Here is a 23522-nt window from a genome sequence, read left to right on the forward strand (position 1 = left end):
CTTCGCCAAGGCGTAACCGGCACAAAACGGAGGGAAAGTCTTACCCCTAACTTGCCTCTCCGACCGCTTTTGCCTCGGCGATCTTCTTGCGCGTCTGGCGCACTTGCGACCACGCGCCGTAGACCACCAGCGCCGCTAGGAAGATCCATACCCACACGGGGATGTTCTCGCCTACAAGCGCTAGGTAGAGATAGGCGGACACGAAGAAAAAGCCCGCCATCATGGTCGGCAGCACGGTCGACTGGCCGGCGCGGGCGCGCTTTACCAGCCAACCGATGCTGGCGATGAAGAACGGGATCGCGCCGATATAGATCGCGCCGAAAATGTAGGGGTTCACGCCATACTCGGCGCCGAGACCCAATATCCACTGATTGATTGCTTCGAGCATGATGCTCTCCTCACTGCTTGCCTACACCTTCGCCGCAAAGCTCGCGAGGGTTACTCTGCATCGGCAGCAGGCAGCGGCCTGTAGATGTAATCGAAGCTGGTCTGCCAGGTGAGGCCGTGATCGGTAGACGTCTCGCCATGCTGGCGGACGTAATCGTCGGCGTCCGGCGTGTAAGTCATGCGGACCAGAAGGGGATTGCCCTGCGGTCCGCGGCCCCAATAGCCTGCCAGCACCATGGCTTCGCCGGCGCGGCCGCCGGTAAACTCGACCCGCTCGCCGGCAGAGCCGATCCACACCTGCCGCCATATACCTGTACGCGCATCATAATGGTTGAGGCTGCTCCCGCCCTCGCCGCGGAAAGGCATCCATTGTTCGCGAACGGCACAGCCACCGTGCAGGCGCTGGATCGAGCTGTTGGCCACCGGCTCCTCCGCGCCGTTTGGCGTGACGCTCCATTCGCCGACCCAGAAGTCAAAGCCGCCATGGCCATCGCTTTCACAAGGGGGCGTGGGCGATGGCGAGGCGGGTGCGTCTTGCGCAGGCTGCGTTGCCTGCAAAGCGATGGCGAATGCGATGGATGTCAGCATGATGTCCCCTCCCGATAGATAGCGGCATCAAGCGATAGCGCGCATCGGTAGGCAACACCAATCGGACCAACGCGCGATTTGCTGCGGCGAGCGGCTATTCGATCACGCCGTCATGCAGGCGCACCACGCGGTCCATGCGCGCGGCGAGCCGCTCATTATGCGTGGCGACCAGTGCCGCGCTGCCCTGCCCGCGCACGAGCTCAAGGAACTCGCTCAGCACGCGCTCGGACGTCTTCTCATCCAGATTGCCGGTCGGCTCGTCTGCCAGCACCAGCTGCGGCTTGTTCGCCAACGCACGGGCGACGGCAACACGCTGCTGTTCGCCGCCCGACAGCTTGCTGGGCCGGTGGGTCAGGCGATGCTCCAGCCCCAGCGAGCCGAGCAATTCCTGCGCCCGTAATTCGGCTTCGGCGCGCTTGGTGCCGAGCAGAAGCTGCGGCAGCACGACGTTCTCCTGCGCTGTGAAATCCGGCAACAGGTGATGGAACTGGTAAACGAAACCCAGATGCTCTCGCCGTAGCGATGTGCGCTCTGCGGCATCCAGCTGGCTGGCTTCCTTGCCGGCTATGCGGATGCTGCCGCCGAAACCGCCTTCCAGAAGACCCACGGCTTGCAGCATGGTCGACTTGCCCGAGCCGGACTGGCCCAGCAGCGCCACGATTTCGCCTGGGCCGACATCCAGATCGACACCGCGCAGCACATCGATACGGACATCGCCCTGCTGGAAGCTACGGGTGAGATTGCGCAGCGAAACGACGGCTTCGGCGTTACTCATAGCGCAGCACCTCAACAGGATCGGTGTTCGAGGCGCGGTAGGACGGATAAAGCGTCGCCAGGAAGCTGAGCCCCATGGCCATGCCGGCGATCCACAGCACCTCGACCGGATCGGTGCGGGCGGGCAGCTCCGTCAGGAAGCGCACCGACGGATCCCATAATTCGACGCCAAAAAGGTTGCTGATGCCGGTCACGATGGGCTGGCGGAATGTTAGCACGACAAAGCCCAGCAAAAGTCCGATGCCGGTGCCGAGCACCCCGACGATGGAGCCGGTCGTCACGAAAATCTTGAGCAAGCTGCGCCGCGTCGCGCCCATCGTGCGCATGATGGCGATGTCGCGCGTCTTGCTGCGCACCAGCATCACAAGGCTGGACAGGATGTTGAACGCCGCGACCAGCACGATGATGCCCAGCGCGAACGCCATGGCGACGCGCTCCACTTGCAGGGCTTCGAACAGCGAGGCGTTCATCTCCTGCCAGTTCACGAGGTTGGCACGCGCTTGCAGGCTTTCGGCCAGCGGCGCGAGGATTTCGCGCGATTGCTGCGGGTCTTTGGTGTGGATGCGGATCATGCCGATGCTGTCACCTGCCATCAGCAGCGTCTGCGCATCGGGAATAGGCATGATGACGTAGCGCTCGTCAAAATCGTACAGGCCGATCTCGAACACCGCCGTCACCGTATAGCCGATCTGTCGCGGCACCGTGCCGAACGGCGTGGGGCGCCCCTGCGGATTGACGATCACCAGCGTGTCACCCAGCCGCAGGCCGAGATTGTCGCGCAGGCGAGAGCCGATAGCGATATTGCGCTCACCCTCCGTGCCTAAGCTGTCGAGCGAGCCTTGCAGTACGTTCGGCTCCATCGCCGCGATATCTTCATCCGTGTTGCCGCGCACGAAAATGCCTTCCGCGCGGCCATTGAAGGTGGCGAGCAGCGGCTGTTCGATCAGCGGAGAGGCTTCTGTGACGCCCGGCGTGTTGCGGACCTCTTCCAGCACCTCTTCCCAATCGTTCAGCCGCCCGCCATGCGCCACGACCACCGCGTGGCCGTTCAATCCGGTAATGCGGTCGAGCAATTCATAGCGGAAGCCGTTCATCACGCTCATCACGATCACCAGCATGGCGACCGAGAGCGCGACCACGGTGATGGAGATACCGGCCACCAGCGCAATGACCGCCTCGCTGCGGCCAGGCAGCATGTATCGCTTGGCGATGGACCATTCGAATGGAGAGAGGAACACGTCAGAAACGCTTTGCAGGTTCAGGCATCGGGGGTGGCATTAAGGAGGCGAACCTTGCCCCGCAATGAAAATTGTCCGCGCGACATGCCCCGCCCGCCGAAGTTGACAAAGCTGACAAGGCGAGAGGCCATCGTCACGATGCATTTCCCTTCTGTTACAGGGCTTTGCTGCGGAAATGCGAAATTGACACTTTGGCGGGAATAAATAGTCATTCATTCGGATGCCTCTCGATTAATGGAGACACCCGCGCTGCACGATTGGCCGGTTGTAGGACAGCCTAGCGAATTTCCTCGTCCACCTGCATAGCGTCGTCCATGGCAGCCTCCTGTCGCACTGCGCGCGCGACCGCCATCTCCCCGATCCAGCGATCGACATGCGCTTCCAGCACATCGAGCGGCACTGCGCCGTTCTCCAGCAAGGTATCGTGGAACTCGCGCAGGTCGAAATCGGCGCCCAGCCTTTCTTCGGCGCGGGTCCGCAATTCGCGGATTTTCAGCTCGCCGACCTTGTAGGCCAGCGCCTGCCCGGGCCAGGTAATGTAGCGATTGACCTCGGCATTGATATTGCCTTCGGAGAGCGCCGTATTGTCGAGCATGTAGTCGACCGCCTGTTGGCGCGTCCAACCGAACGCATGCAGGCCCGTATCCACGACAAGGCGATTGGCGCGCCACATTTCGTAGCTCAACCGGCCCATCTCTTTCGCGGGCGTATCGTAAAGCCCCATTTCGATGCCGAGCCGTTCTGCATAGAGGCCCCATCCTTCCACGAACGCCGTGAAAAAGCTGCCATTGGCGCGCAGTGGATGGATCTCGAGCTCCTGTTGCAAGGCGATCTGGTGATGGTGCCCCGGCACCGCCTCATGCAGGCCAAGCGCGGGCAATTCCCAGAGCGGGCGCTGGTCCAGTTCGGTCAGGTTCAGGCGATAGATGCCCGGTTGCCCGGTCACGATGGAGCCGCGCTCGTAATAGGCGGTGGTGTTGCCGGGCGCGACGGCGGCCGGGATCGGCTCCACGCTGTAGGGAAGGCGCGGCAGGGTGCCGAACAGGCGCGGCATCCAGCCGTCGATCTCTTTGGCGAGTGCGCGCGTATGCTCCAGATAGCTTTCCCCGTCGGTGGGATAATATTGCGGATCGGTTCGCAAATGCTCGATGAATGCTTCGCGGGTGTCGAACCCTGCCTCGGCGGCGACGGCTTCCATCTCCGCCCGGATGCGCGCGACTTCGGACAGGCCCAGCTCGTGGATCTGCTGCGGCGTCATGTCGGTGGTGGTGAAGCTGCGCACACGGTGGGCGTAATACTCCTGCCCGCCAGGGGTGCCGCCAATTCCGGGCGCTTCATCGGTGCGGCAGGCAGGCGCGAATTCCTGCGTATAGAAATCGCGGAAGTCCTCTAAGCCTGCGAACGCGCCTTCGGTAATGGCGGTGCGACCGCGTGCCACGATCCGGTCCCATTGCTCTTCGGTGATCGTGGATGGCCGTTCCTCGAACGCCTGCCACCAGACCGATTCCTCCGGCGTATCGGTGATGAAGCCGCCGATCGAATTCTCGTAACCCTGCATCGGCTCACAAGGCTGCGTCAGCCCGCGCTCGATCGCGCCTTCGCTGCGGTCGATGAAAGTGGCGATATATTCGGGAAAGCTCTCCAGCCGCGTGAGGTAACTGTCGTAATCGGCGACGGTGAAAAGCGGGCTGGAATAGGGCAGGCTGGCAATCGCGCCCTGCGGCCCGCCGCGATTGGTGAAGGTCTGGTAGCGGCTATGGTCGAATGTCGCCGCCTCAAGGCTGTCGGCGAAAGAGCGATGCATCAGCGCATGGTCGATCTGCAGCGTTCCGGGCAGCGCTTCGGCATCGATCGCATCGAGCCGCGCACGGAAGGCGCGCGTCTCTTCCAGGCGCTGCTCGTACCCTTCCAGCGACGGATCGCCCAGCTGCCCGTCATTGCGCCGGTCGCCGACCTGTTCGGACAGCCAGGGCGACTGGTCCAGCGTCCACTGCCAAACATCTTCACGGAGCTCGCGGAAATCGGCCTCGGCATCCTGCGCGAAGGCGGGAGCGGGCGCGGCGATGGTGATGGCAAGCGCCGATGCGGCGAGAAGGTGGCGGATCATATGCGGTGTCTCCCGAAATGTTTGCGAGAGAGACTAGTGCCGCGCGTGACTATGGCAAGCGTCGTGACTACAAGCCCTTGCGACCGAATCCGCCGCCCACCGGCGCAGCGGGCTGCGGCGCTTGCGCAGCGGGGCGCGTGCGGTGGGCGATCTCCGGCGCGGTGTAATTGCCGCTGGCGCGCGCATGCTGGTTTTCGAGAAATGCGTGAAACACCGTCATCACATCCCGCACATCGCCGTGCTCCTTCTCCAGCAGCTTGACCGAGATGTGGCAGTTGCCGAAATAGCCCTTGCCGAAATCGAGTTGCAGATGCGTGCTGCCAGAGGCCTGCTGGATATTCATCCCGCGATAGTCGCGCCAAGTTGCGCTCTGGCGGCCGGTCCATTTGAAGTAGCCGATCTTTCCGTCGGGATGCAGCGTCATCACATCGCGGTTGAGAAGCATGATGAGGCCGCTAATCGAGCAAAACGGCCCAAGGCCCATCATCATGATGCCCAGGAACCAGCGCTTGCGCTGATAGACATCGCTCATCCAGTCGCCGACGAAATACAGGCCGACGCCCAGCGCGATCAGCGTCAGCAGTTTGGCGATGCTATAGCGGAATGTATGCATGGGTCCCCCGGCTCCCTCTTACGAGAAGGGATAGCAAGCATCTCAAAACAATCGGTTAAAGCGGTTATCCGCCGCGCAGGGTTTGCACGCCCCAGTCGCGTTCCAGCAGGTAAAGTACCAAACGGGCGGCCTTGCCGCGCTCGCTTTCCAGCCCGCCTTCATTGTCCATCAGCAGCTTCGCGTCGGCATTGGCGATGGGCAGCAGGCGAGTGATCTGTTCGAGGCTGGCGATGTTGAACGCCTCGTCCCCCGATTGCCGCGTGCCGAGCAACTCGCCGCCACCGCGCAGGCGCAAATCTTCCTCCGCCAGTTCGAAACCGTCCTGCGAGGTCTTCATCAATTCGAGACGCTTCTTGCCGGTTTCGGACAATTCGCCGCCGCGCAGCAACAGGCAAGTCGATTTCTCCGCGCCCCGCCCCACCCGTCCGCGCAACTGGTGCAGCTGCGCCAGGCCGAAGCGCTCGGCCTGTTCGATCACCATCAGCGTGGCGTTGGGCACATCGACGCCGACCTCGATCACCGTGGTTGCGACGAGGATCTTCGCCTCACCCGCCGCAAATCGCGCCATGCCAGCATCCTTGAGCTCGGGCGCAAGCTGGCCGTGAACCAGCACCACGTCGTCACCGAACCGCTCTCTCAGCGAAGCATAGCGCGCTTCGGCTGCGGCAATATCGTCGTCCATCGTCTCGCTGTCGCGCACCATGGGGCAGACCCAGTAGGCCTGCTGGCCGCTGGTTACATGACGGCCCACAGCGGCGGCGATGTCATCGATCCGGTCGAGCGGCAGCACGCGCGTGTCGATGGACTGGCGGCCGGGTGGCAGTTCGTCCAGGCGACTGACCTCCATCTCGCCATATTGCGCCAGCACCAGCGTGCGCGGAATGGGCGTGGCCGTCATGGCCAGCGTGTGCGGCGTCACCTTGCCCTTTTGCGTCAGCATCAGCCGCTGCGAGACACCGAAACGGTGCTGCTCGTCGATCACGACGAGCCCGAGGTTCTTGTAGCTTACGCTCTGCTGGAAAATGGCGTGGGTGCCGACGACGATGTCGATACTGCCGTCGAGCAGACCCATCAGGATGCTCTCGCGCGACTTGCCCTTGTCGCGCCCTGTCAGCAGAGCGACTTCCACGCCAGTCGGCGCGGCCATGGTGCGCAGCGTCTCGTAATGCTGCCGCGCGAGCAATTCGGTCGGCGCCAGCAGCGCGGCCTGCGCGCCTGCCTCGTTCGCCACCAGCATGGCTTCCAGCGCGACCACTGTCTTGCCCGCGCCTACATCGCCTTGCAGCAGGCGCAGCATGGGGCTGGCTTGCGCCATGTCGCCTGCGATCTCCTCTATCGAGCGCCGCTGCGCGCCAGTCAGGGGAAAAGGCAACTGAAGTTTGTCCCTCAGGGAGCCGTCGCCCTGCAAGGCCTGTCCCTTGCGCCGCTTGTTGCTCTCCCGAACAAGGGTCAGCGCCAGCGCATTGGCGAACAGTTCGTCATAGGCGAGCCGGTCGCGCACCTTCTGGTTCTCGCCGCCATGGGCCAGCACCAGCGCGTCGCGCCAGCTGGGCCAGCCTTCGCGGTCGAGAGCACTAGGCTCGATCCATTCGGGCAGTTCGGGTGCGCGGGCCAGCGATTGCTCTACAAGACTGCCGATGCGCGGCTGGGTCAGCCCTTCTGACAGGCGATAGACCGGCTCTACCATGCGGCCCATGGCGCGGTCGCTGCTTTCCGCAATGTGATCCGGATGCACGATCTGCAGCATCTGGTCGTACTGGTCGAGCCGGCCGGCCACCCAGCGTTTTTCCCCCACGGGCAGCTGCTTTTTCGCAGAATAGCTCGCCCGCCCGAAGAAAGTGAGGGCGCAGACATTGCCCTTATCGTCCGTCGCAAGCACACGATATGGCCCACGCGGGGATCGGCTGGCGCGATGTTCGGTAACCGTCAGCCCGACCACGACTTGTTCGCCCACTTGGCCATCGTCGAGATCGGTCACCGCACGGCGCACGACAAAGCGCTCAGGCAAATGGTACAGGACGTCGCGCACCCGGGTCAGCCCCAGCTTGGCCAGCGGCTTCTTCACCTTCGGCCCGACGCCGTCGAGGCCGTCCGTTTCGGCAAACAGGGGGATGAGCTCTTCGGGCCGCATGACGTTGCTCTAGCGGGTCTCTTCCTCACCGTCATTCCCGCAAAGGCGGGAATCCACTTTCAGACGTAGAAGCTGGATTCCCGCCTTCGCGGGAATGACGAAGTTTGTTAGTGGGGCCCCATGACAGACTTTACCACCCGCCTCGCCAAGGCCAAATTCCGCGCATGGCATCGCGGCACGCGGGAAGCGGATTACACCTTCGGCGGCTTTTTCGACCGCTACCATGCCGAGTGGGACGAGGCCGGCCTCGACTGGTTCGAACGCCTGCTGGAGCGTGACGATGTGGACGTAATGGCCTGGGCCATGGGCACCGCCGATGTTCCGGCCGAGTTTCAGGGCAACCACATGAGCGCGATGCAGCGGCTGGATTACGTCAAGATTTGATCTTGACCACCCCTCCTCTTCAAAGGAGGGGCAGCGAGGCTTGGTAAGCCGTAGGCGAACCTAGCCGCAGCGGGGTGGTGACCTTGCCCAAACCACCCCCAACCCCCTCCTTTCAAAAGGAGGGGGCACTTTTGCCTGCCAGATGGTTCTCTCTTCAATGCCCGACCTTTCCCGCATCCTCTCCGCCAAATCGCCGCTCACACTTGCCTCCATCGTGCGCGGTGCGCAGCCGCTGGTGATGGCCGACATTGCCCGCGCGGCGAGGCGGCGGGCCGTGTTCATCGCGCCGGACGATGCCGCCATGCGTGCCGTGATCGATGCCGCGCGATTTTTCGCGCCGGAGCTGGACGTGGTGGAGTTCCCCGCATGGGACTGCCTGCCTTACGACCGCGCCAGCCCCGCCCTTTCCGTCAGCGCGCGGCGGCTGGCGGCGCTTCATGCGCTGCAGAAGAAAAGCGGTCCGAACCAGCTCGTCGTTACCACGATCAACGCGCTGTTACAGCGGGTGCTCACGCCGTTCCGCGTGCGCGAGGCGGTGCGCGAGTTCAAGGTGGGCAGCCAGATCGGCTTCGACAGCCTGGCCTGGCTGCTACGTCGTCAGGGCTACAGCCGGGTCGATACCGTGGTCGATACAGGCGAATTCGCGATGCGCGGCAGCATCGTCGATATCTATCCCAGCGGACTCGATGCCGGGTTGCGACTCGATTTCTTCGGGGACGAGCTGGAAAGCCTGCGCCTGTTCGATCCAAGCACCCAGCGCACGACCGAGCGGATCGACAGCCACCTGCTGCTGCCCGCCAGCGAGGCGCTACTGGACGAGGACAGCATCAAGCGTTTCCGCAGCCGCTATCGCGAGAAATTCGGCGCGACCGCAACGCAAGACCCGCTCTACGAAGCGGTTTCCGATGGCCGCCGCCTTGCCGGGATGGAACACTGGATGCCGCTGCTGGAGGAGAAGCTGGCAACGCTTCTCGACCACCTCGGCGAAGACGATGCCATCGTCGTGGATGCAGGCGCCATGCAGGCCGCCGACGAACGGTTGAAGGACATTGCCGACTACCACCGACAGCGCGGCGAGATCGCCGGACAGGCGAAAGGCAGTTATCGCCCGCTTGCGCCCGATGCGCTTTACCTGACCGAGGATGAATTGCAGTCCGGCATGGCGGACTGGCCGATCCATCGCGCCAGCATCTTCGCGGAGCCCGAAAGCGACAAGGTCATCGATTTCGGCTTCAGGTCAGCCCGAGATTTCACGCCGGAGCGCAAGGCGGGCCAGAACGTGTATGACGCTGCCGCCTCGCACCTCAAGGGGCTTGGAGCGCAGGGCAAGCGACCGCTGATCGCCGCCTATTCCGCCGGATCGCGCAGCCGCATCGCCTCGATTATCGAGGAAGCGGGCACGCCGGTGCAGCTGGAAGATAGCTGGCAGGAAGCGCTCGGTGCGTCGGCGAAGGGCAAGACGACGTCAATGGTGCTGCCGCTCGATACGGGCTTCGCCAATGACGAGATGGAAGTCGTCACCGAGCAGGATTTACTTGGCGATCGCCTCGTCCGCCGCCGCAAGAAGAAGAAGGATGCCGATGCCTTCCTCGCCGAATTGCAGGCACTCAGCCGCGGCGATTTGGTGGTGCATGTCGATCACGGCATCGGCAAGTATCTGGGCCTGGAGCCGGTCGCGGCAGGCAAGAGCCAGCACGATTGCGTGATGCTGGAATATAAGGGCGGCGACAAGCTCTACATCCCGGTCGAGAACCTCGAGGTGCTCAGCCGCTATGGCAGCGCGGAAGACAGCGTTGCGCTCGACAGGCTGGGCGGCGAAGCGTGGCAGAAGCGCCGCTCGAAGCTGAAAGAGCGCATCCGCGCGATTGCGGGCGAGCTGATGGAAGTCGCCGCCAAGCGCTCACTGCGCAAGGCGCCGGTGCTGAGCGCGGACGATGCCAGCTACAACCAGTTCCTCGACCGCTTCCAGTACGAGGAAACCGACGACCAGGATGCCGCCATCGACGATGTGCTGCGCGACCTGGAAAGCGGGCGGCCGATGGATCGCCTCATCTGCGGCGATGTGGGCTTCGGCAAGACCGAGGTCGCGCTGCGCGCTGCTTTCGTCGCCGCCATGAATGGCCAGCAAGTGGCGATGATCGCGCCCACTACCCTGCTCGCCCGCCAGCATTTTGAGAATTTCCGTAATCGTTTCTCCGGTTTTCCGCTCAAGGTCGGCCGCTTGTCGCGGCTTGTCCGGTCCACGGAGATGAAGGAAACGCGCGAAGGCCTGGCGTCAGGCGATATCGACATCGTGATCGGCACCCATGCCATCCTTTCCAAGAACACGCAGTTCAAGGATCTGGGCCTTGTTATCGTGGATGAGGAGCAGCGTTTCGGCGTCACGCACAAGGAGAAGCTGAAGCAACTGCGCGCCGATGTGCATGTGCTGACGCTGACCGCCACGCCCATTCCGCGCACGCTACAAATGGCGATGACAGGCCTGCGCGAACTTTCCACCATCAAGACCCCGCCCGTCGACCGGCTTGCCGTGCGGACCTATGTGATGGAGTGGGACGACATGGTGGTGCGCGAGGCGCTGCTGCGCGAGCATCATCGCGGCGGGCAAAGCTTTATCGTCGTGCCGCGCATTTCGGATATGGAGCCGCTGGAGCAGTGGCTGCGCGATACGGTGCCCGAAGTCAAAGTGGTCGCCGCGCATGGCCAGATGAGCGCTGGCGAGATCGAAGACCGGATGAGCGCCTTTTACGAGGGCAAATACGAGGTGCTGCTCTCCACCACCATCGTGGAAAGCGGGCTGGACCTGCCATCGGCCAACACCATGATCATCCACCGCGCGGATCGCTTCGGCCTAGCCCAGCTCTACCAGCTGCGCGGCCGCGTGGGCCGTGCCAAGATCCGCGCTTATGCCTATCTCACCACGCCTGCCGACACGCAGCTGAGCGAGGTGGCGGAGAAGCGCCTGAAAGTGCTGGGAGATCTCGACAGTCTCGGCGCGGGCTTCCAGCTTGCCAGCCACGATCTCGACATCCGCGGCGCGGGCAATCTGCTGGGGGACGAGCAATCGGGCCATATCCGCGAAGTCGGCTTCGAGCTTTACCAATCCATGCTGGAGGATGCGATCCTCGCCGCCAAGGCGGGCGATGCCGGGCTGGAGAAGGACCGCGGCCGCCTGTCCCCGTCCATCACCGTCGACGCCCCCATCATGATACCCGAGGACTACGTGCCCGATCTCGCCGTGCGCATGGCGCTCTATCGCCGCCTCAACCAGGCCGAGGGCAAGGCCGAGGTGGAAAGCCTCGCCGCCGAGATGATCGACCGCTTCGGAGAATTGCCGCAGCCGACCAAGAACCTCATCCGCCTGATCGAGATCAAGGCGCAGGCCATAGAGGCGTGCATTTCGAAGATCGAAGTCGGCGCACGCGGCACGCTGGTGACGTTCCACAACAACGAATTCCCCGATCCGGCGGGGCTGCTGGCTTATGTGGAGCGGCTGAAGGACACGGCCAAGCTGCGCCCTGATATGAAATTGCAGATCAACCGCGCCTGGGGCGATCCGCAAAGCCGCCTCAACGGCCTGTTCCAGCTGACCAAGGGTTTGGGCGGCATCGTAAAAAAGGCGCAGAAGCAGGCGGCATAGGTCTTGCCATCGCTGCCCTTGCGCGATTTACTGCGCGGGCAACGGAGGAGACCTGCAAAATGCGTTTCATGCTTACCACCGCGCTGGGCCTTGCCCTCGCCGCGCCTCTCGCCACGCCTGCCATCGCGCAGGAAACGGAAGGCTACCAGCAACCTCCGCAAGAGATTACCGACATCGTGCTGCGCGCGCCCTCGCCCGCCGTCTCGGTCTCCCCCGATGGCGAGACGCTGCTGCTGCTGGAGCGCGAGAGCCTGCCGCCCGTGGCGGATCTGGCGCGCCCGATGGAGAAGCTCGCCGGCTTGCGGCTCGACAGCTCGATCAACGATCGCCACGGCACGCGCGCCTATGTCGGCATGACGTTGCGCAATCTCGATGGCTCGGTCGAAATGCCGGTCTCCCTACCCGCCAATGCCGATATCTCGGACATGGCATGGTCGCCCGATGGGTCACGCATCGCCTTCACCAATACCTATGAAGACGGCATGGCCTTGATGGTGCTGGACGCTGCCACCGGGGAAGCGACCACCGTGCTGGAGCGCGGCATCAATCCGATCTTCCAGGGCCCTCGCTGGTTGCCCGATGGCCGCCTGCTGGCGCTGACCATCCCCGAGAATCGTGGCCCCATGCCGACCGAATCGCTGACACCCGCCGGCCCCGCTATCCAGGATGCCAGCGGCGGCGAGGAAGCGCAGACGCGCACCTATCAGGATCTGCTCGAAAACCCGCATGACGAGGCACTGTTTACCTGGCTCGGCACCAGCCAGCCCATCGCCTTCGACCTTAATAGCGGAGAACGGCAAGTGCTGGGCGAGGCGCGCCTCTACACCTATGCCGCCGCATCCCCCGATGGCGAGTACATGCTGCAGGAATGGCTGGAGCAGCCCTTCAGCTATCAGGTCCCCTATTCCAGTTTCCCGCTGACATCGGTCGTGACCGATGCCGATGGCGAGATGCTGGCGACTATCGCGCAGCAGCCGCTGGCCGACAACCTGCCTGTGCAGGGCGTGCCCACCGGTCGCCGCAGCATCATCTGGCATCCGACCGAGCCCGCCCTGCTCGTCTGGGCCGAGGCGCTCGATGGCGGTGACCCGCGGGTCGAGACTGATGAGCGCGATGCCATGTACGGCCTCGCCGCGCCGTTCACCGGAAACCCCCGCGAGATCGCCCGCTTTGAAGATCGCTTCTCCGGCTTCATGGGCATGGAAGGCACGGACGATGTGATCGCCTACGATTACGACCGCGACACCCGCGAATTGCGCCTCTCGCAGATAGACGTGACCGGTGACAACGCACCGCGCGAAGTGTTCATGCGCAATATCCAGGATGCCTATGCCGATCCTGGCTCACCCGTCATGGTGACGACCGATGCCGGGTTCGGTGTGGCGCGTAACGATGATGGCGTGCTTCTGTTGTCGGGCAGCGGCGCAACGCCCGATGGCCTGCGCCCATTCTTGCGCCGTTTCGACCTCGCAACGCTGGAAACCGAAGAAGTCTGGCGCGCGTCGGGCGAGAACCTGGAAAGCGTGGTCGACGTGCTGGAGGATGATGGCAGCAGCTTCATCACCTTTTACGAAAACCCGCTCGATCCGGGCAATTTCCGCCTGCATGACGATGGCGATGTGACTGCGCTCACCACCTTCCCCGATCCCCATCCGGAGCTGACCGGCATCAGCCGCGAGCTGGTGACCTACACGCGCGCAGACGGCACCGAGCTGACCGCTACGCTCTATCTTCCCGCCGATTACGAGGAGGGGCAAACCCTGCCATTGGTGGTGTGGGCCTATCCGCGCGAGTTCAACAACGCCGCCACGGCTTCGCAGAACCGCGACAGTCCGTATCGGTTCACCCGCATCGGCGGCTATTCGCAGCTCTTCTTCCTGACGCAGGGCTACGCCGTGCTGGATAACGCCGCCATGCCGGTGATCGGCGACGATCCGGAAACGGTGAACGATACCTTCATCGAGCAGATCGTGTCCTCCGCGCAGGCGGCGGTCGATTTCGCGGTGGAGCGCGGCATCAGCGATGGCTACCGCGTCGGCGTGGGCGGGCACAGCTATGGTGCGTTTATGACGGCGCATTTGCTGGCGCGCAGCGACATCTTCCGCGCCGGCATCGCGCGATCCGGCGCCTACAACCGTACGCTTACGCCTTTCGGCTTCCAGTCGGAGCGTCGCATCTTCTGGGATACACCGGAAACCTATTACGAACTGTCGCCTTTCATGGCCGCCGATATGATCAACGAGCCGATGCTGCTGATCCACGGCGACAATGACAACAATTCCGGTACTTTCCCGCAGCAATCGGAACGCATGTTCGCCGCCATTCGCGGCACGGGCGGCACCGCGCGGCTGGTGATGTTGCCGCATGAAAGCCACGGCTATCGCGGGCGCGAAAGCGTGCTGCACACGCTGGCGGAAATGATCGACTGGTTCGACGAGCACGTAAAGAACGCCGAAGCGCCTGCCGAAGGCGATTAAGCGACGGCCCCCGTCGCAGGCGCGGCGGGGGCTTACCCTTTCAGCAAGCGGGCGAAGTCAGGCTCTGCCAGCGGCTTTGCACCGAGAAAACCCTGCCAGGCCGTGCAGCCCTCCTGCGCGACCAGGTCGCGCACCGCCTCTGTCTCCACCCCCTCTGCCGTGACAGAAAGACCCAGCGCCTTCGCCATGGCGACAATGCCGCGCAGCACGGCAAGGTCGCGCTCGTCGCTGGCAATGCCTTCAACCATCGCGCGGTCCAGCTTGAGCGCGTGCAGCGGCAGCAGTTTCAGGTAGCGGAAATTGCAAAAACCCGCGCCGAAATCATCGAGCGCGAGATGAATGCCATTTTCCGCCAGCGCGGCGAGACGCTCCGCCGATTGCTCGACATCGTCGACAAGAGCCTGCTCGGTAATTTCCAGCGTCAGCCGCTCCGGCGAAAGACCGGTCTCGCCCAGCAGAGCCAGCAAGTCTTCGCCAAAGGTACGGTCATGCAGGTCCATCGCGGTAACGTTGAATGAAACGCCGATATGGGCAGGCCATCCGGCGGCCGCTTCCATCGCACTGCGCGCTACATGACGTGCCAATCTGCGACCGAGACCGCCATGCTGGGCGATTGCCACCAGCCTGTCGCCATTCATGTGGCCATGTTCGGGGTGCTGCCAGCGGATCAACGCCTCCGCCCCGCAAACGGCGCCATCGGCGCAGCGGAATTGCGGCTGGAACACCATGGTAATGGCGTCGTCCGCCATCGCATCGGCCAGCTCGCCTGCCACAGGGTGCGGGTCCGTGCGGCGGCGATCCTGCCGGCGGCGTCTGTCATGTATATGGGCGGGTACGGCCATGCGCGCTCCCTGTCGCAATCGGGGCTGTCAGTCTGCCCGCGCGAATGCCGCGTTGCAAATCGGGACGCCGCTTCATAGGGTTGCGCGCAAGCGGGCTGAGGAGCGGGCGTTCATTGAGCGGTAACGACACACGATTCGGAAAGCTGGCGCTCACCCATTCGCAAAGCGAGCGGGCGTCCGATGCGGCGCGCGAATTGTGCGACCAGATCGACTTCGTGCCTGCGGATCAGGCCGACGCGATGATCGTGGTCGGCGGCGACGGCACCATGCTCGATGCGCTGCACGACATGCTGGAAGGCGGCAAATCGCTACCAGTTTTCGGTCTCAATCTCGGCTCTGTCGGCTTCCTGATGAACCGTTATCGCGGCGCGGCGGGCCTGATTCAGCGCCTTACCAAAGCAAAGCCGCTCGGGGTCAAACCGCTGCGCATGACGGTGACGACGCAGTCCGGGGAAACGCATTCCGCCTGCGCCATCAACGAAGTCAGCCTGCTGCGTGAAACCCGCCAGACGGCGAAGGTCGAGATATCGGTCAACGACCGCGTGCGTATCCCGGAACTGGCGGGCGACGGTATCCTGCTGTCGACACCGGTCGGCTCGACCGCCTACAATCTTTCCGCCCATGGCCCAATCCTACCGCTGGGCTCCGGCATGCTGGCCCTTACCCCGATCAGTCCGTTCCGCCCCCGGCGCTGGCGCGGCGCGATCCTGCCGGATCAAAGCCGCGTGACCTTCCGCGTGCGCGAGCCGGAGAAGCGCCCGGTCGCCGCAGTCGCCGATTTCCGCGAAATTCGCGACATCGCCGAGGTGCAGATCGAGGTCGCGCACGAGATGGAAATGACGCTGCTCTTCGATCCCGGCCAGGCGCTGGACGAGCGCATCGTGGCCGAACAATTCGCCCACTGACAAAAGCGTAAAGAGCCGCGTTTTTCAGGGTTGCCAAAGCGAATCCGCGACCATATACGCGCTCACCTGCCCCCTCGATACCGCTTGGGGGCTGCTCCCCGATAGCTCAGCGGTAGAGTAGGTGACTGTTAATCACTTGGTCGTTGGTTCGAATCCAACTCGGGGAGCCACTTTTCACGACATCGCCAATGGGAAGTGCCGCTTCGATCCGGACGGATAGCGCGCATGAAAAAGGCCGCGCCTCTTTGACCCGTCGGCCAGTGAGACAGCGCAGCCTTGTAATTGCGATCTTGATTGCGGGCCGGACATCGCAGATCCGCATCCGCTATGTGAAAGAGTACAACCGGGTATGAGCGTGCAGGCTGAGATCAAGACCGGCACCCGGCGGATTATTCGATACCTCTTGTCCCCTCTTACACAGACCTTAGACGAGGCAAGGGCGGGAACGCTGAGCTCGCTAATCATTTGAGAAAATTGCTAAAAGAAGAATAGCCACCTGACTTAGCCTCTCTTCACGTCACTTTGGTCACGTGAAAAGTGCGAGTCGACGCTTCACGTCTGCTCAGACCATCTGGCAGTTAGCCGAGTAGGGAGGGTGTTGGTGACTGGGAGGCACAACCATCACTGCGAGATCTTTGCTCATTCTGACGGGTTGCTGACTCGGATCGCAAGCAGCGCTACCCCCGAGAATTAACTATTTCTCTACTTCTGCTACTTTCATGTCGTCATTTTGGTCTTTGGTGCCTTGCTGAAGGTGAAAATGTCGTGGCTATATTCACGATTGTAGCGGAGAGCGTATGAGTGAGTGCATAGCTTTAGAGCCAAGGGCGTCGGCTCGTATATGGAAAGGGATGCGCTGGCTGACGCTGGCACTAATGGCCATTTGGATTGGATTCGCGGCAAACGCTTGGAAATACTTTTCGGACTTTGGTCTCTATGGAGTTTACTTGGCGGCGCGCTACTCTTTCGAAGTCATTGATCTTCCCGAAGCAGAAATGCCCGATAACTTGGCTGGCCATCGTCCAATGTCGGAGCCAGAACTGTATCGCTTAATTCACGACAAGCCTCTGTTGTCCTTTGAGCACGAGACGATGCGCGAGCAACGCTTTGGTCTGGAAATTACTGGACCAAACAGCGTGATATCCGGCTCAAGCTTAAGCTTTGGTGCTGCTACCTTTTCTGGTCATTTTCTTTTAAAGGACAACGAAATTTGCCTACTTGAGCCCATCTTTATGCCGACAAATTGTCGATTCTTTTTTCTTGATGAAGACGGGGGCCTATACAACGCTCTTCCCGGTGATAACGGGACGGAATGGCAAAAAATTTCTGTGAGATAGGGGTGGTTATGAGCTTGCTAAGTGTTCTGCAGTCGATGAATTTCTATACTGATGTCACGTCAGTGGATATTGATTTAGATGGAGACGGTCAGGCTGATCAAACAATTTCTATCAATCAACTATCTCAGTCAGAGGTTGAGTCTTTTGCAGTTAAACTAAGCGCTTCTGACATTGTGCGTATATTCGATTGGACTGCTGAGCTATTTGCCACTGGCAACAATTCCGATCGCGCGATCCGGTTCCCGCTTGCCTTCAAAAAAATTTCAGGACCAGTCACTGCTGCCGGGAGGAGAGCAAGCCCTCGCCCCGGCTCGCGGTGCAATCAGGCTTCTGCGCCGTGGCAATGCTTGTACTTGTTGCCCGACCCGCAGGGGCACGGCGAATTCCGGTTGACGTTGAGACCGCGATACGGATCGCGGTCGCCGCTCGCCAGGCCGCCCGGGCCAGTCTCTGCGACAGGCGAACCCGCCAGCGTTCCGAAAAGCGGCGCAGCGGCGCGCGAACCATCGCCATCGCGCGTATTGTCCTCGCCCGTCAGCGGGTCGATATGCCCGGTCATAAATTCTGGCAGGTTGGGCAATTCACGCGGCGGCGGCGGCGCGGCAGGGCGCAGTTCCGCCGTCATCAGCACCTTGGTCACATCCTCGCGCAGCGTATCGAGCATGGACTGGAAAAGGCCGAACGCCTCCTGCTTGTATTCGTTGAGCGGCTGCTTCTGCGCATAGGCACGGAGGAAGACCACCTGGCGCAGCGCATCGAGCGTGGCGAGGTGTTCCTTCCAGTGATAATCGAGCCGTTCCAACAGGATACTCTTTTCCACGCGCCGCCATGACGGCTCGGGAATTTCGGCAACGCGCGAATTGAGCCGTTCTTCGGCCAGTTCTTGCAAACGCTCCTCGATCAGGTCTTGTTCGACCTGGTCTTCTTCCATCCAGTCGTCGATGGGCGGCTGCAGGCCGAGGATCTCGTCCACCTTGTCTTTCAGCCCTTCGACATCCCACTGTTCGGGATAAGAGCCCGGAGGGCACGTTTCCGCCACAAGAGCGCCGATGGCATCCTGCCGCATATCCAGGACGACGTCGTCGACCTGTTCGGAATCCATGATTTCGGCGCGCTGGTCGTAGATGACCTTGCGCTGGTCGTTCATCACATCGTCGAACTGCACGACCTGCTTGCGCATTTCGTAATTGCGCGCCTCGACCTTCTTCTGCGCCGTCTCGATGGCCTTGGAGAGCCACTTGGAGCCGATCGCCTCGCCATCCTCCAGATTGGAGTTCATCATCTTTGCAAACAGCGTGTCCGGCCCGAAAATGCGCAGCAAATCGTCTTCGAGACAGAGATAGAAGCGGCTGAGGCCGGGGTCGCCCTGGCGTCCGGAGCGGCCGCGCAGCTGGTTGTCGATACGGCGGCTTTCGTGGCGTTCGGTACCCAGCACGAACAGGCCGCCCGCTTCCTTCACCTTCTGGCGTTCGGCAGCGACTTCGGCCTTGATCCGGTCTATCTCCAGCTGCCGCTTGGGATCGTCTTCAGCCAGCTCGGAAAGCTCGTCATTGATGCGGAATTCGACATTACCACCCAGCTGGATGTCCGTACCGCGACCGGCCATGTTGGTGGCGATGGTCACTGCACCGAGACGGCCCGCCTGTGCCACGATATGCGCCTCGCGCTCGTGGAAGCGGGCGTTTAGCACCTCGTGCTTCACCTTTTCCTCGTCGAGGAACTTGCTCAGCAATTCGGACTTTTCGATCGACACCGTGCCCACCAGCACCGGCTGGCCGGTCTCGGCCTTATCGGCAATCGCCTTGGCGATGGCTTTAAACTTGTCGACCGTGTTCTTGTAGAATTCGTCTTCTTCGTCGACACGCGCCACGGGCACATTGGTCGGGATTTCCACGACGTTCAGCTTGTAAATGTCCCAGAATTCGCTCGCCTCGGTGGCGGCGGTGCCGGTCATGCCGGCGAGCTTGGGATACATGCGGAAATAGTTCTGGAAGGTGATGGAAGCCATGGTCTGGTTCTCGGGCTGGATTTCCACACCCTCCTTGGCCTCTGCCGCCTGGTGCAGGCCGTTGGACCAGCGGCGGCCATCCATCATGCGGCCCGTAAACTCGTCGATGATGATGACCTTGTCGTCCTTGACGATGTAGTCCGTGTCCTTTTTGAACATGACCACCGCGCGCAGGGCCTGGTCCAGATGGTGGACGACCTGCGTGTTCTCGACATCGTAGAGATTGTCGGTCGCCAGCAGTTCTGCAGCAATCAGGCGGCGCTCGACCTCGTCCACGCCTTCTTCAGTCAGGCGGACATTCTTCGATTTCTCGTCATAGGTGACGAAGCCGCCGTCCTCTTCCAATGGGCCTTCCGCTTCCTTCTCAAGCTTCTGGTGGTCCGCCCAAAGCTGTTTTACGATGCCGTCCAGCGCGACATACAGCTCGCTCTTGTCTTCCGTCGGGCCGGAAATGATGAGCGGGGTGCGCGCCTCGTCGATCAGGATCGAGTCCACTTCGTCGACAATGGCGAAGTTGAAAGGCCGCTGCACCATTTGCGCACGCGACTGTTTCATATTGTCGCGCAGGTAATCGAAACCGAATTCGTTATTCGTGCCGTAGGTGATGTCGGCGGCATAAGCCTCGCGGCGCTGCGCCTCGGGAAGATTGGGCACGATCACCCCGACAGTCAGGCCGAGGAAATTGTAAAGCTGCCCCATCCATTCCGCGTCACGCGCAGCGAGGTAATCGTTCACGGTCACGACGTGCACGCCCTTGCCTTCGATGGCATTGAGATAGGTGGCGAGCGTGGCGACCAGCGTCTTACCCTCACCCGTTTTCATCTCGGCAATCTCGCCGCGGTGGAGAACGATGCCCCCCACCATCTGCACATCGTAATGACGCATGCCCATCACCCGCTTGGACGCCTCGCGCACCGTAGCAAACGCTTCAGGCAGGATGTCGTCGATGGACTTGCCATCCTCTTCCATCTGCTTGCGGAACTTGAAAGTCTGCGCCTTCAGCTCCTCGTCGGAGAAATCCTCCAGCTGCTCTTCAAGCGCGTTGATACGCGATACGATCTTGTCGAGCGATTTGACGTAGCGGTCGTTGGAGGAACCGAAGACGGATTTGGCGATGGTCTGCCACATGACGGGGCGCTTTCTGTCGGAAAAAATGGGAATGGGCCACGCGCGCGGCGTGACCGGAAAAAGGCGTTATGCTGTGAGGACGCGCGCCTATTCGCGCGCGCGATCGGCCTTCAGCTGGACCGGAGCGGGCGCGACGACGATAACCGGACGATCGCACGGCTTACGCTGCGAGCCGCTTTCATCGCCTGCCCGCATCAGGATCGGCGGGCGCTGGACGACGACTTTGCAATCGGCAGCATCATCACTCGCCAGCACCGTCACCACATCGGCGCGCGCCGCAATAGCGGGCTGGGCCGAGAGGCCAAGGCCGGAAATCACGGCCAGCAGGGTGAGCAATTGGCGAAGCATAGCTATGTCTCAGATAGCGGTCTTTTTCTTAAAGTCCACTGACCAAGCGCCAGCTTTGCGAGAATTGCACTGTTGGCGAAGGCCTCTCGCCATCGTAGTGGACGGGACAATGGACCTCGAACCCTCCCCCCTCGCCCAGCCTTTTCCCGATATGCCGCAAATCGACGGCATTATGCTGCGCGTTGCGCGCGCGGGCTATAAAAATTGGGACCGTGCCGACCTGACTTTTATTGAACTAGCCGAGGGCACGGCTCTTGCGGGGGTTTTCACGCGCAATGTCTGCTGTTCGACCGAGGTGGAAATGGGCCGCGAACAGGTTGTGCTTGGCCGCGCGCGGGCGCTGGTGGTGAATGCGGGCAATTCCAACGCCTTTACCGGCCATCGCGGGCGCGAGGCGGTGGAACAGATCATGGCGCAGGTCGCCGCGCATCTGGATTGCAACCCGTCCGACGTACTTGTTTCCTCGACGGGCGTGATCGGCGTGCCACTGCCGAAAGACAAAGCCCGTGACGGTGTTGCAGCAGCGCTCACTGCCGATGAGGTTTCGTGGGAGGAGGCAGCTCTAAGTATCGGGACAACCGATACTTTTGCAAAAGGCGCGACCGCCTCTGCCATGATTGGCGATACGCGCGTGACGCTGAACGGCATCATCAAGGGCAGCGGCATGATTGCGCCCGATATGGCGACCATGCTGGGCTACATCTTCACCGATGCAGCGGTCGATCCGGCATTTCTGCAGCAATGCCTTACCGCCGCGAACCGGCGCAGCTTTTCCTGCATCACTGTCGATAGCGATACCTCCACCAGCGACACGGTCTTGGCCTTTGCGACCGGCAAAGCGGGCAATCCGCTGCTCTCCTCTTTCGACGATGCGGGTGCGGATGCCTTCATGGCTGCGCTGGACGATGTGTGCCGCCAACTCGCTCACCTGGTCGTTCGCGACGGCGAGGGCGCGCAGAAATTCATAACCGTCAGCGTCCAGGGCGCTGTGGACGATGACAGCGCGCGCCGCATCGGGCTGGCGGTTGCCAAATCGCCGCTGGTGAAGACCGCGATCGCCGGTGGCGATGCCAATTGGGGCCGCGTGGTTATGGCCGTGGGCAAGGCAGGCGAACCGGCGGACCGCGACAAGCTTGGCATCGCCTTTGCCGGGCATTGGGCGGCGCGCGATGGGCTGCCGCTTCCCGATTACGACGAAGCGCCTGTGGCGCGGCATCTGGAGGGGCGCGAGGTGGATCTGACAGTCGATATCGGCATCGGCGAAGGCCGCGCGACGGTCTGGACCTGCGATCTGACGCACGGCTACATCAGCATCAATGCGGATTATCGCAGCTGATCCGATCATCCGTTCGTGCTGAGCTTGTCGAAGTGCGAATGTGCCAACGCCCTTCGACAAGCTCAGGACGAACGGCAGCACTTATGGCCACTTTAGACAGACATATTCAGGCCCTAGTCGAGCGCGTCACCCGCGACATCATCCTGCCGCGCTACCGCAATCTTGCCAGCGGCGATGTGGAGGATAAGGGCGGCGGGGATCCGGTGACAGTGGCCGACAAGGAAAGCGAAGCGGCGTTGCGCGAAGGTCTTTCAACGCTAGCGCCCGGCGTCGCATTCGTTGGAGAAGAGCTCGTCCACGCCGATCCGGCTACGCTCGAGCATCTGAAAGGCGATTGCTGGATCGTCGATCCCATCGACGGCACGCGCAATTTTGCCAGCGGACAGCCGCCTTTCGGCATTTTGATCGCTCGCGCCGAGGGAGGTCTCGCGCAAAGCGGCTGGATTTACGATTGCCTGACGGGGCGCTTCTGCATCGCCCATCGCGGCGCAGGTGCCTTTGTCGATGGTGCGCGTGTTACCGCCCGAACATCCGGCGACGACATGCCGGTGGCGGCGATTTCGCTGGTCTATATGGACGATGCCCAGCGAGAGGCGGTGAAACAGCAGATCTGCCCGCACTATTCGCTAGTCGACATCCCCTATTGCGCGGCGGAGCAATATCCGCGGCTCGCGCTGGGGCAGAACGACGTGTCAATCTTCGAGCGCACGCTTGCATGGGACCATGCGGCGGGCGTGCTATGGTTGGAGGAAGCGGGCGGCAAGGCTGCGCGCCATGACGGCTCAGCCTACCGCGTAGACGAATGGGAGCGGACAGGCCTGATCGGCGCGGCCAGCCCCGCCCTGTGGGAGGAAATGGCCGCGCGATTGCAGAGTCTCGCCTAGAGCTGTCCTTCCAGCCAGCCCTTCAGCGCGTTCTTGGGCGCCGCGCCCGCCTGCTGCGCCACCGGCTGGCCATCCTTGAACAGGACCAGGAACGGGATGGACTGCACGCCCATCTTCCCCGGCACGTCCGGATTTTCCATGATGTCCATCTTGGCGATGGTGACTTTGTCGGAAAGTTCGTCCGAAATCTCTTCCAGCGCGGGCGCGATCATCTTGCACGGGCCGCACCATTCGGCCCAGAAATCCACCAGAACCGGCTTGTCGGAATCCAGCACATCGGCCTGGAAGCTCGCATCGGTGACGTTGACGGTGGCCATTCATATTCTCCTGATCTGTCTTGGCACCCTACCTAGGCGCGCTGCTGTGTGACTCAACCGCCAAGGCGCAAAAGCTTT

At 62.2% G+C, this 23522-nt stretch carries 19 protein-coding genes and 1 tRNA gene; 8 read left to right on the forward strand and 12 right to left on the reverse strand.

Annotation, left to right across the window (positions count from 1 at the left end; all coding sequences use genetic code 11):
• Positions 1 to 46 precede the first annotated feature (46 nt).
• From BMF35_RS10375 to recG, 8 genes are all read right to left on the reverse strand, one after another.
• Entirely contained in the window at positions 47 to 388 is a 342-nt protein-coding gene (locus tag BMF35_RS10375) for a hypothetical protein (RefSeq protein WP_047005875.1), read from the reverse strand.
• A gap of 50 nt (positions 389 to 438) precedes the next feature.
• Positions 439 to 975, reverse strand: coding sequence for a hypothetical protein (locus BMF35_RS10380; protein ID WP_047005876.1), 537 nt, complete (start codon positions 973 to 975; stop codon positions 439 to 441).
• A 94-nt stretch (positions 976 to 1069) separates the two neighbouring features.
• Positions 1070 to 1750, reverse strand: coding sequence for an ABC transporter ATP-binding protein (locus BMF35_RS10385; RefSeq protein ID WP_047005877.1), 681 nt, complete (start codon positions 1748 to 1750; stop codon positions 1070 to 1072).
• Entirely contained in the window at positions 1743 to 2987 is a 1245-nt protein-coding gene (locus tag BMF35_RS10390) for a lipoprotein-releasing ABC transporter permease subunit (RefSeq protein ID WP_047005878.1), read from the reverse strand. The genes BMF35_RS10385 and BMF35_RS10390 overlap by 8 nt, the downstream gene beginning before the upstream one ends.
• A gap of 20 nt (positions 2988 to 3007) precedes the next feature.
• Positions 3008 to 3199, reverse strand: a complete 192-nt coding sequence (locus BMF35_RS13660) for a hypothetical protein (RefSeq protein WP_156172042.1) — start codon at positions 3197 to 3199, stop codon at positions 3008 to 3010.
• A gap of 65 nt (positions 3200 to 3264) precedes the next feature.
• Positions 3265 to 5094, reverse strand: a complete 1830-nt coding sequence (locus BMF35_RS10395) for a DUF885 domain-containing protein (protein WP_064971393.1) — start codon at positions 5092 to 5094, stop codon at positions 3265 to 3267.
• 67 nt (positions 5095 to 5161) lie between these two features.
• Positions 5162 to 5707: a hypothetical protein gene (locus BMF35_RS10400; protein ID WP_047005879.1), complete on the reverse strand. Its 546-nt coding sequence runs from the start codon at positions 5705 to 5707 to the stop codon at positions 5162 to 5164.
• Positions 5708 to 5771: 64 nt separating this feature from the next.
• Entirely contained in the window at positions 5772 to 7838 is a 2067-nt protein-coding gene (recG, locus tag BMF35_RS10405; RefSeq protein WP_047005880.1) for an ATP-dependent DNA helicase RecG, read from the reverse strand.
• A 120-nt stretch (positions 7839 to 7958) separates the two neighbouring features.
• On the opposite strand from recG, the gene BMF35_RS10410 reads away from it, so the two are divergent.
• The 3 genes from BMF35_RS10410 (at position 7959) to BMF35_RS10420 (ending at position 14339) form a co-directional block, all read left to right on the forward strand.
• Entirely contained in the window at positions 7959 to 8222 is a 264-nt protein-coding gene (locus BMF35_RS10410) for an FAD assembly factor SdhE (protein WP_047005881.1), read from the forward strand.
• 157 nt (positions 8223 to 8379) lie between these two features.
• Entirely contained in the window at positions 8380 to 11862 is a 3483-nt protein-coding gene (mfd, locus tag BMF35_RS10415) for a transcription-repair coupling factor (RefSeq protein WP_047005882.1), read from the forward strand.
• 59 nt (positions 11863 to 11921) lie between these two features.
• Positions 11922 to 14339: a prolyl oligopeptidase family serine peptidase gene (locus tag BMF35_RS10420; protein WP_047005883.1), complete on the forward strand. Its 2418-nt coding sequence runs from the start codon at positions 11922 to 11924 to the stop codon at positions 14337 to 14339.
• Positions 14340 to 14371: 32 nt separating this feature from the next.
• On the opposite strand, the gene BMF35_RS10425 is transcribed toward BMF35_RS10420, so the two are convergent.
• Positions 14372 to 15181, reverse strand: coding sequence for an EAL domain-containing protein (locus BMF35_RS10425; RefSeq protein ID WP_052765916.1), 810 nt, complete (start codon positions 15179 to 15181; stop codon positions 14372 to 14374).
• A gap of 113 nt (positions 15182 to 15294) precedes the next feature.
• Here BMF35_RS10425 and BMF35_RS10430 point away from each other — a divergent pair, with 113 nt between their 5' ends.
• The 3 genes from BMF35_RS10430 (at position 15295) to BMF35_RS10440 (ending at position 17423) form a co-directional block, all read left to right on the forward strand.
• Positions 15295 to 16086 carry an NAD kinase gene (locus tag BMF35_RS10430; protein WP_047005884.1) on the forward strand — a complete coding sequence of 264 codons (792 nt, stop codon included), beginning with the start codon at positions 15295 to 15297 and terminating at the stop codon, positions 16084 to 16086.
• 95 nt (positions 16087 to 16181) lie between these two features.
• A tRNA-Asn gene (locus BMF35_RS10435) sits at positions 16182 to 16256 on the forward strand.
• Between the two features lie 681 nt (positions 16257 to 16937).
• Positions 16938 to 17423, forward strand: coding sequence for a hypothetical protein (locus BMF35_RS10440; protein WP_047005885.1), 486 nt, complete (start codon positions 16938 to 16940; stop codon positions 17421 to 17423).
• A gap of 322 nt (positions 17424 to 17745) precedes the next feature.
• Here BMF35_RS10440 and secA read toward each other — a convergent pair whose 3' ends face one another.
• Together secA and BMF35_RS10450 are read right to left on the reverse strand one after the other, a co-directional pair.
• Entirely contained in the window at positions 17746 to 20559 is a 2814-nt protein-coding gene (gene secA, locus BMF35_RS10445) for a preprotein translocase subunit SecA (protein ID WP_047005886.1), read from the reverse strand.
• An 87-nt stretch (positions 20560 to 20646) separates the two neighbouring features.
• A complete protein-coding gene (locus tag BMF35_RS10450; protein ID WP_047005887.1) occupies positions 20647 to 20907 on the reverse strand; it encodes a hypothetical protein in 261 nt (86 codons plus the stop codon).
• 109 nt (positions 20908 to 21016) lie between these two features.
• Between BMF35_RS10450 and argJ the strand changes: the two genes are divergently transcribed.
• Positions 21017 to 22243, forward strand: coding sequence for a bifunctional glutamate N-acetyltransferase/amino-acid acetyltransferase ArgJ (gene argJ / locus BMF35_RS10455; RefSeq protein ID WP_047005888.1), 1227 nt, complete (start codon positions 21017 to 21019; stop codon positions 22241 to 22243).
• Between the two features lie 83 nt (positions 22244 to 22326).
• Positions 22327 to 23127 (forward strand): inositol monophosphatase family protein, encoded by an 801-nt coding sequence (locus BMF35_RS10460; protein ID WP_047005889.1) that lies wholly within the window; start codon positions 22327 to 22329, stop codon positions 23125 to 23127.
• Here the strand turns inward: BMF35_RS10460 and trxA are convergent.
• The gene (trxA, locus tag BMF35_RS10465) at positions 23124 to 23444 is read right to left on the reverse strand and encodes a thioredoxin (protein WP_047005890.1); all 321 of its coding nucleotides are present in this window, start codon (positions 23442 to 23444) and stop codon (positions 23124 to 23126) included. The genes BMF35_RS10460 and trxA overlap by 4 nt on opposite strands.
• Between the last annotated feature and the right edge of the window lie 78 nt (positions 23445 to 23522).

The sequence above is a fragment of the Aurantiacibacter gangjinensis genome (genome assembly GCF_001886695.1).
Classification (GTDB): Bacteria; Pseudomonadota; Alphaproteobacteria; order Sphingomonadales; family Sphingomonadaceae; genus Alteraurantiacibacter; species Alteraurantiacibacter gangjinensis.

Excerpts from the sequence above, each read along its gene's own strand:
- BMF35_RS10375 (WP_047005875.1), bottom strand. The coding sequence starts at position 388 with ATGCTCGAAGCAATCAATCAGTGGATATTGGGTCTCGGCGCCGAGTAT.
- BMF35_RS10380 (WP_047005876.1), bottom strand. The coding sequence starts at position 975 with ATGCTGACATCCATCGCATTCGCCATCGCTTTGCAGGCAACGCAGCCT.
- BMF35_RS10385 (WP_047005877.1), bottom strand. The coding sequence starts at position 1,750 with ATGAGTAACGCCGAAGCCGTCGTTTCGCTGCGCAATCTCACCCGTAGC.
- BMF35_RS13660 (WP_156172042.1), bottom strand. The coding sequence starts at position 3,199 with ATGACTATTTATTCCCGCCAAAGTGTCAATTTCGCATTTCCGCAGCAA.
- BMF35_RS10395 (WP_064971393.1), bottom strand. The coding sequence starts at position 5,094 with ATGATCCGCCACCTTCTCGCCGCATCGGCGCTTGCCATCACCATCGCC.
- BMF35_RS10400 (WP_047005879.1), bottom strand. The coding sequence starts at position 5,707 with ATGCATACATTCCGCTATAGCATCGCCAAACTGCTGACGCTGATCGCG.
- recG (WP_047005880.1), bottom strand. The coding sequence starts at position 7,838 with ATGCGGCCCGAAGAGCTCATCCCCCTGTTTGCCGAAACGGACGGCCTC.
- BMF35_RS10410 (WP_047005881.1), top strand. The coding sequence starts at position 7,959 with ATGACAGACTTTACCACCCGCCTCGCCAAGGCCAAATTCCGCGCATGG.
- mfd (WP_047005882.1), top strand. The coding sequence starts at position 8,380 with ATGCCCGACCTTTCCCGCATCCTCTCCGCCAAATCGCCGCTCACACTT.
- BMF35_RS10420 (WP_047005883.1), top strand. The coding sequence starts at position 11,922 with ATGCGTTTCATGCTTACCACCGCGCTGGGCCTTGCCCTCGCCGCGCCT.
- BMF35_RS10425 (WP_052765916.1), bottom strand. The coding sequence starts at position 15,181 with ATGGCCGTACCCGCCCATATACATGACAGACGCCGCCGGCAGGATCGC.
- BMF35_RS10440 (WP_047005885.1), top strand. The coding sequence starts at position 16,938 with ATGCGCTGGCTGACGCTGGCACTAATGGCCATTTGGATTGGATTCGCG.
- secA (WP_047005886.1), bottom strand. The coding sequence starts at position 20,559 with ATGTGGCAGACCATCGCCAAATCCGTCTTCGGTTCCTCCAACGACCGC.
- BMF35_RS10450 (WP_047005887.1), bottom strand. The coding sequence starts at position 20,907 with ATGCTTCGCCAATTGCTCACCCTGCTGGCCGTGATTTCCGGCCTTGGC.
- argJ (WP_047005888.1), top strand. The coding sequence starts at position 21,017 with ATGGACCTCGAACCCTCCCCCCTCGCCCAGCCTTTTCCCGATATGCCG.
- BMF35_RS10460 (WP_047005889.1), top strand. The coding sequence starts at position 22,327 with ATGGCCACTTTAGACAGACATATTCAGGCCCTAGTCGAGCGCGTCACC.
- trxA (WP_047005890.1), bottom strand. The coding sequence starts at position 23,444 with ATGGCCACCGTCAACGTCACCGATGCGAGCTTCCAGGCCGATGTGCTG.